Here is a 7,585-nt window from a genome sequence, read left to right on the forward strand (position 1 = left end):
CGCGGCGCGAGGTCCATGCCACCGTCGCCGCCCACAGCGCCGAGACCAGGTGCAGTCCGTCGGCATACCAGGTGCGGCGGAACAGGCCGAAGATCATGTCGTTGGCGTCGATGAAAGCGGGGATGTATCCGGTGAGGATCACGAAGCCGAGCAGCGCCGCGTAGCCCCAGGCGCACCACCTGATGATGTCCATTGTTGTCTCCAGCCAGCCCGAATCTGTGCTCGCGAGTTTACAGCTTCCCGAGCGCCGTGAGTAAAGCGGAGTTGAAGGCCTCGGGGTCCTCGATCTGCGGAATGTGACCAAGACCTGGCAGCACGGTCAACGCCGCCCGCGGCAGCAGCGTCTGCAGGTCGTGGGCCTGTTCCAGCGGGGTGGTGGAATCCTTGTCGCCCCACAGGATCGCCACCGGGATAGTCAGGCGCGGATAGGCGCTGCGGTCGGCACTGTCGGCAGTGCGGTCGTCGCCGGCGAAGTAGTACAGCCAGCGAGCGATATCCGGGGTGCTGTTGCGCAAGCTGGTCGGCCGCTGCAGGATCTCGATGTATTCCGGCAGCGCACGCTCCTTCTTCTTGATCAGCGATTGCAGCAGAACCTTGGTCGCCAGCGGATTGGTGATCGTCAGCGAAACCAGAATTTCGCGGATTCCCTGCGGCCGGAGCAGCAGCGACGGTTCCGACGGCGGCGACGTCAGGCCAAGCGCCGCATCGACCAGCACCAGCGCACGGACCCGATCAGGGTATCGCATCACGAGTTCGGTCGCGGCACCCGCGCCAAAGGAATGGCCGATGATGATGGCTGGAGCAGCCTTGAGCTGATCGAGCACATCGTTGACGCGCGCGGCCTGGTCGCGACGGGTATAACTTCCGGGCCGGTCGGAAAAGCCGAAGGGCGGGAGATCGAGCGCGATGACGCGGAATTCGGCTGCGGCAAGCGCATCGATGGTACGGCGCCATAATTCGCTCCACGCCGCGGTGCCGTGAAACAGCACGACGGGAATGCCGTCGGCGGGACCTTTCTCCTGCACGAAAACCCGGCCGGAGCCGGTCGGCACCAGACGGCCGGTCGATGGCGCCAGTTCGTCGCGCAAGGCTGTTTCGCGAGTCGAAGCCGCTACCCAGAAAGTGGCCATCGCCGCGAGCGCCAGCAGCAGGAGAACGAGCAAGGTCGTTATCGACCAGCGCAGGATTTTGACGATCACAGGGGCCTCGCAGGACGGTGCGGTACTGCGAATCGATGGAATCCCGATCCGTCGCGCGAGTCTAGCGACCGCCGCCAACCCCGCGGTGAAAAATACCTGACATGATCAGCGCGCGGTTAACGCGCGGAAGCAATGGCATGGCTGACTTCCGCAACCAGCTCAGACAACGGCCGCGATCCATCGAGACGCAGAACAGGGCAGGGCAATGCCGCAAGCCATGCCTGATGCTTGGCGAGGCTGCGACTGGCGAGATCGACGTCGTCATACTGCGACGCCCATTCAAGGAATTCTTCGGTTTCCTTGTGGCGCCAGCCGCCGGGCGCGACCGCGGCCGCCCCGTATCGGGTGGCCTCACGGGCCCGCAGGCGCCGCAGCCGGATCTCCCTCGGCGTGGTCAGGAAGACCACCAGATCGAAGGCGGGAATGATGGCATCGCCCCAGCCCGTGAGCGATCCGCTCAGCGCCCATTCCGTGCGCGGCAGAAACATCTCGTGCATCAGCCGGAGCCGATCGGCAGGCTCGCGCATTTTCTGGTAGGGCGGCGACGTGGGCTGCCAGAAATAATCATCGGTGTCGTGGTGCGGGATAGAAAGCGCATTGACCAATGCGCGGCCCAGACGGCTGACGCCCGCGCCTGACGCTCCGGTGATATGAATGCGGCGACTTCTCATGGCGCCAGCCTGTCGTTTCACTGCCCCGACGGCGTACGCAGGCCGTGCCAGGCGTCGCGCACCTGATGGTAGTGCACTTCCGGCAGATAATCCGGCGTGTTGAGCCCCAGCGTCTTGACGTCGAGCTTGCCGATGGCGCTGAGCAGCGTATAGGAGGCGATGACCCGCTCGCGCTGGGCGCCGATCAGCCGCGCCTTTGCCAGCGTCAGATCCTGCTGCGAGTTCAGCACATCGAGCGTGGTGCGCTGGCCGCCTTGCGCTTCCCTGCCGACGCCCTGCAGCGCGACCGTTGCGGCGCGCACTTCGGCTTCGGAAGCGGCTACCGCGACCTTGGCGCCTTCATGGGAGACCCACGCGCCGACCGCCGCGGTGCGCGCCTGGTTGCGGATGTGGTCGAGCACCAGCCGGCTTTGCGCCGCCAGTTCCTTGGACTGCCGGGTCTGCGAGGCGCCGGTGCCGCCGTCATAGATCGGCGCATTGAGCTGGCCGACCACGGAGGCCTGATCGGTCCCGAACGTGCCCAGCGTGGGATCGCCGTCCCGGCTGCGGCTGACGCTGCCTTGCAAGGTGACAGTCGGCAGCAGGCTGCTCTCGGCGACGCGGATGGTGGTGGAGGCGACGTCGACGTCGAAGGCCGCGGCCAGCACCGCCGGATGCTGCCTGAAGGCGAGGCCGGTCGCGTCATCGCGGCTGCGCGGCAAATAGCGGTCCACGGTTTCGGCGGGCCGCAGCTGCGACGGCGGATTGCCGATCACCTGGGCATAGGTCGCCTGGCTGATCGCCAGATTGACCTCGGCCGCATTGAGATCCGCGCGCCCGCGGCTGAGTCTCGCCTCCGCCTGCGCGGTATCGGTCGGCGTCACGTCGCCGGCATTGAGTCGTTTCTGGACGATACCCTGCGTTTCCTGCAGGAACGCGACGTTGACGCGCTGCGCCTCGACCAGCGACTGATTGGCCAGCACGTTGGTATAGGCGGTGACGGCGTCGAGCAGCACACCCTGGCCGACATTGCGCAGGGCTTCGCGTCCGGCCTGCACCTGCAGTTCCGCGACGCGGACGCTGTTGGCGGTCTTGAAACCGTTGAACAGGGTTTGCGTCACCGTCACCCCGACGGTCCATGGCTTCAGGGTAGCCGACTGGAACGTGTTGCCCGGCAGCAGGTCGCGTACCGCCTGCAGCCCGGCGCTGAGACTGGCGACAATCTGCGGCCGGTAGCCTGCCAGCGCCTGGGGGACGTTCTCGTCCGTGGCGCGTTGCCGCGCCCGTTCGGCATTGAGCTGCGGATTGGTCTGGTAGGCCTTGGCCAGGGCCTCGGGTAGGTTTTCGCTGCGGGCTGCCGAAGCCGCAAATCCGACGCAAACCATCACGCCAAGACAAATGCCCGATCGAAGCACGCGCCTTGTTACGTGGTCTGCTTTAGCGGCACGCCCAACCATATGATCCCGCAAACACTTCCGGTCGTCCGCCCCCGCCGACGCCTTGGTGTTTACTGTTTAGAGGCAGCCGCCGCTACAGACAAACAGTCGCGCACCGAAACTTGATTCAGTGCTTTGCTGTTGCCGGTTCGTCACACGCCGACATCAAGCAAGTTCCACTGCAATAGCCCTTTGAACTTGCAGCCGTTCGGACATCCGGCGCCGGTGCTCCATTACTTTGGGAAATCGCGAGGGATCCACGCCGTCGCCTTCCAGCCACTGCGCCATGGTGAACAGGTAGGGATCGCAGATCGTGTAGGTTTCGCCCATCACCCAGGGCGCCCCCAGCATTCCATGCTCAATCAACTCGTAGCATGCCGCTACGGACTGCGGCACCTTGCGCTGCATCGCCTCGATCGCCTGGGGATCATCAGCCCAGCGATGACCGCGCATGCGGTGGGAATGGGCCACATGCAGCGTCGAGCACAGATAGAGGTTAAAGGCCTGCACCTGCGCGAACAGGAAGGGATCATCCAGCGGGGCCAGCCTTGCCAGCGGAAAGCTCTGCGCGATGAAGGCCAGCATCGCGGGCGTCTCGGTCAGGATGCCCCGACCGGTCACCAGCGCCGGAACCCGGCCCTTCGGATTGATGGCCAGATATTCCGGCTGGCGCTGCTCGTCGTTGGCGAGGCTGATCCGGACCGTCGTGTAGTCGGCGCCGGCATCCTCCAGCGCGATATGGGACGCCAGTGAACAGGTGTGCGCAGCGTAATACAGCGTCAGCATATCGATCTCCCTGAAGGGTGGAGGTTTGCCGTCGGCAACGCGGTCGCCTCAGGCGGCCCCGTCAATGATGATGAAATCGGCGTCCGCATATCTCTGCCGGATCACCTTCGCGCTCTGATATTCCGGACTGTGATAGCAGGCCAGCGCGGTCGCGCGGTCCTTGAACTCGACCACGACGTTTCGGCCGCGGGCGTCGCCTTCCATGGTTTCGAATGCGCCGCCGCGCACCACGAACCTGGCTCCGAAATTCTGAAAGGCAGGACCAGCCGCGGCAAGGTATTCGGGATATCGCTGCTCATCGCGAACCGAGACCCGCACGATCCAATAAGCCCTCGACATGTCGTTCTCCTGTTGTGGCTTCGCGTCGACCGCGATGGCCAACCATCGCGTCTCCGTGGTCTTTACGCGGGATGGTCAATCCTATAAAATGAATAATTATGATACATTTGATCTTGTGGAGAGATGTATGGACCTGTCGGATCTCCAGATTTTCAGCGCCGTGGTGCGCGAAGGCAGCGTGACGCGCGCGGCCGAACGGCTGCATCGCGTGCAGTCCAACGTCACGACGAGGATCCGGCAGCTCGAGGAGGATTTGTCCGTCGCGCTGTTCATTCGCGAGGGCAAGCGGCTTCACCTCGCGCCGGCCGGTCAGGTATTGCTCGGCTATGCCGAGCGCCTGCTTGCGCTGGCCGACGAAGCGCGCGGCGCCGTGCTGGACGCAAGGCCGCGCGGCACCTTCCGGCTCGGTGCGATGGAGAGCACGGCGGCGGTCAGGCTGCCGGGGCTGCTGAGCGAGTATCACCGCAGGCATCCCGGGGTCGTACTGGAACTGCGCACCGGCAACCCGGTGGTGCTGGGAAGCGCGATCCTGGCCGGCGATCTCGACGCCGCCCTGGTTGCCGAGCCGATTGCGGAGGCGCCGTTCGAGAAGATTTTCGCCTTTGACGAGGAACTGGTGATCGTCGCGCCCGCCAATCATCCGCCGATCGGCAAAAAGGGCAGTCTGCCACGCACCGTGCTGGTGTTCGAGCACGGCTGCCCGCACCGCAAACGGCTCGAGGACTGGTATGCAAGGCGTCAGCAGATGCCGGAGCGCACCATCGAACTCGCGTCCTATCATGCGATCCTGGGATGCGTCGTGGCCGGCATGGGGATATCGCTGATCCCGAAGAGCGTGCTGACGACGTTTCCGGAGCGCAAGCGGTTGAGCGTGCATTCGCTGGCACGAACCGAAAATGGCGCGCAGACCGTCCTGATCTGGCGCAAGGGCGCGGGTTCGGCGAATGTCAGGGCCATGGAGGAGATCTTGCGGGGCGGTCCGCGTCCCGCAGCCAGGATGGACTGACGGAAATATACTAGGTTCAGAGCTCGAATCTGTGAACCGGCCGGCGGTGCCGGCTGGTAATGTTCCCGATGGAAACCCGATGCCGAAAATATTCACCGACCCCGATGACCTCGCGGAGGACATCATCCGCGATGTCGGCACCAACCTCGTGGTCGGGTTGCCGCTCGGGCTCGGCAAGGCCAACCACATCGCCAACGCGCTCTACGCGCGCGCTGCCGCCGACCGCGCCATCAAGCTGACCTTCTTCACCGCGCTGACGCTGGAAAAGCCGAGGCCCAAGAGCTTGCTGGAGCGGCGCTTCATTGCGCCCGTCATCGACCGGCTGTTCGGCGGCTATCCCGATCTGACCTACGCCGGGGCGCTGCATGCAGGGGCGCTGCCGCCCAATATCAGCGTGATCGAGTTCTTCTTCCTGGCGGGAAAATGGCTGCACGCGCCGTTCGCGCAGCAGCGTTATATTTCCGCCAATTACACCCATGCGTCGTCCTATCTGCTGGCGCGCGGGCTGAACGTCGTCATGCAGCTGGTGGCAAAGCGCGTCGTCGATGGCGAGACCCGCTACAGCCTGAGCTGCAACACCGACACGTCGCTGGATCTGCTGCGCGCCCGCGCCGAGGGTCGCGCCGCGTTCAAGGTGTACGGGCAGGTCAATTCCGAACTGCCGTTCATGCCGGGGGCGGGGGACCTTGCGGCCTCGGAGTTCGACGCGGTGCTCGACAGTCCCGAGACCGATTTTCCGCTGTTCGCGCCGCCGGCCGAGCCGGTCAGCGACACCAAATACGCGATTGGGCTGCACACTGCGGGCCTGGTGCGCGACGGCGGCACGCTGCAGATCGGCATCGGCCAGATCGGCGACGCGCTGGCGCAAGGCTTGATCGTGCGTCATCGCGAGCCTGCGCGCTTTCGCGAGATCATGCAGCGGCTTTCGCCCGGAGCGGAGCCTTCGGCGCTGGAAACTGCAACGTTCGAAAAGGGTCTCTACGGCGTCAGCGAGATGCTGACCGAGGCGTTTATCGGCCTGATCGAGGCCGACATTCTCAAGCGCGAAGTCGATGGCGTGGCGCTGCATGGCGCGTTCTTCCTCGGGCCGAGATCCTTTTATCGCGCGCTGCGGGAGATGGCGCCGGATCGGCTCGCCCGGATCCAGATGATGCCGGTGTCCTTTACCAACGAGCTCTATGGCGACGAAGCCGCCAAGCGGCGCGCCCGGGTCGACGCCCGTTTTGTCAACAATGCGATGATGGCGACCCTGATGGGAGCCGCCGTTTCCGACGGTCTCGAAGACGGGCAGGTGGTCAGCGGCGTCGGCGGCCAATATAATTTTGTGGCCCAGGCGTTTGCGCTGGCCGGCGCGCGCGCGATTCTCACCGTCGAAGCGACCCGGCAGGGCAAGGCAAGGACGCATTCGAACATCCGCTGGAACTACGGCCACCTGACGATTCCCCGACACCTGCGCGATGTCACCGTCACCGAATACGGCGTCGCCGATCTCAGGGGCAAATCCGACGCCGACGTCATCGCCGCGATGCTCGGCGTCGCGGACTCGCGCTTTCAGAGCGAACTGGCGCGGCAGGCCAAGGATGCCGGCAAGCTGTCGAAGAATTTTGAAATCCCGGCGGACAAACGCGAAAACTTTCCGGAGCGCATCAAGGCCGCCTTGCGGCCGGCGCGCGAAGCGGGCCTGCTGCCATCGTTTCCGTTCGGCAGCGACTTCACCGACACCGAGCAGCGGCTGATTCCGGCGCTGCAGGTGTTGCAGGAAGCGCAGCGTTCGCCGCTGCAATTGCCCGGGCTGTTGTGGCAGGGAATTATAGGCAGTCCGGATGCTGCCGATGCTGAATGCCTGGCGCGGCTCGGCCTCGATAATCCCGCGACATTTTCGGAACGCGCCTATCGCGCGCTGGTCAGCGCGGCGCTGGCGCGGAGCAGGGCGGAATAATCTTTCTCGTCGTCCCCGCGAACGCGGGGACCCATAATCCCGGTCATCTGTTGTTGCAGAAGCCATCGACCAGCGTGCTCAACAATACCCGCCGCGGCGTATGGGTCCCCGCGTTCCAGGCTGTGTGAAAAGTGGGTGTGTTAACATCATTTGGAGTGGATTTTCTGATTCGGGGGCCGTGATGGCGCATGTCACCGGAGCGTCGCGTTATCAGGCGACCTTGTTTCCTG

General features: G+C 64.6%; 7 protein-coding genes and 1 pseudogene. 2 read left to right on the forward strand and 6 right to left on the reverse strand.

What is annotated here, in order from left to right; translation table 11 throughout:
- The 6 genes and pseudogenes from Q7U29_RS16155 to Q7U29_RS16180 form a co-directional block, all read right to left on the reverse strand.
- Positions 1-193, reverse strand: a pseudogene (locus Q7U29_RS16155) (hypothetical protein); the annotation flags it as partial.
- Between the two features lie 37 nt (positions 194-230).
- Positions 231-1,199 (reverse strand): alpha/beta fold hydrolase, encoded by a 969-nt coding sequence (locus Q7U29_RS16160; protein ID WP_304743130.1) that lies wholly within the window; start codon positions 1,197-1,199, stop codon positions 231-233.
- Positions 1,200-1,315: 116 nt separating this feature from the next.
- The gene (locus Q7U29_RS16165) at positions 1,316-1,870 is read right to left on the reverse strand and encodes a hypothetical protein (RefSeq protein WP_304743132.1); all 555 of its coding nucleotides are present in this window, start codon (positions 1,868-1,870) and stop codon (positions 1,316-1,318) included.
- Positions 1,871-1,887: 17 nt separating this feature from the next.
- Entirely contained in the window at positions 1,888-3,306 is a 1,419-nt protein-coding gene (locus Q7U29_RS16170; RefSeq protein WP_370691767.1) for a TolC family outer membrane protein, read from the reverse strand.
- A 144-nt stretch (positions 3,307-3,450) separates the two neighbouring features.
- On the reverse strand, positions 3,451-4,071 hold the full coding sequence (locus Q7U29_RS16175) for a glutathione S-transferase family protein (RefSeq protein ID WP_304743134.1): 621 nt from the start codon (positions 4,069-4,071) through the stop codon (positions 3,451-3,453).
- 48 nt (positions 4,072-4,119) lie between these two features.
- Entirely contained in the window at positions 4,120-4,410 is a 291-nt protein-coding gene (locus Q7U29_RS16180; protein ID WP_304743136.1) for a DUF1330 domain-containing protein, read from the reverse strand.
- 127 nt (positions 4,411-4,537) lie between these two features.
- Between Q7U29_RS16180 and Q7U29_RS16185 the strand changes: the two genes are divergently transcribed.
- Positions 4,538-5,416 (forward strand): LysR family transcriptional regulator, encoded by an 879-nt coding sequence (locus tag Q7U29_RS16185; protein ID WP_304743138.1) that lies wholly within the window; start codon positions 4,538-4,540, stop codon positions 5,414-5,416.
- Positions 5,417-5,495: 79 nt separating this feature from the next.
- On the forward strand, positions 5,496-7,355 hold the full coding sequence (locus tag Q7U29_RS16190; RefSeq protein ID WP_304743140.1) for an acetyl-CoA hydrolase/transferase C-terminal domain-containing protein: 1,860 nt from the start codon (positions 5,496-5,498) through the stop codon (positions 7,353-7,355).
- Positions 7,356-7,585: the final 230 nt, after the last annotated feature.

This window comes from Bradyrhizobium sp. (assembly GCF_030654605.1).
Classification (GTDB): Bacteria; Pseudomonadota; Alphaproteobacteria; order Rhizobiales; family Xanthobacteraceae; genus Bradyrhizobium.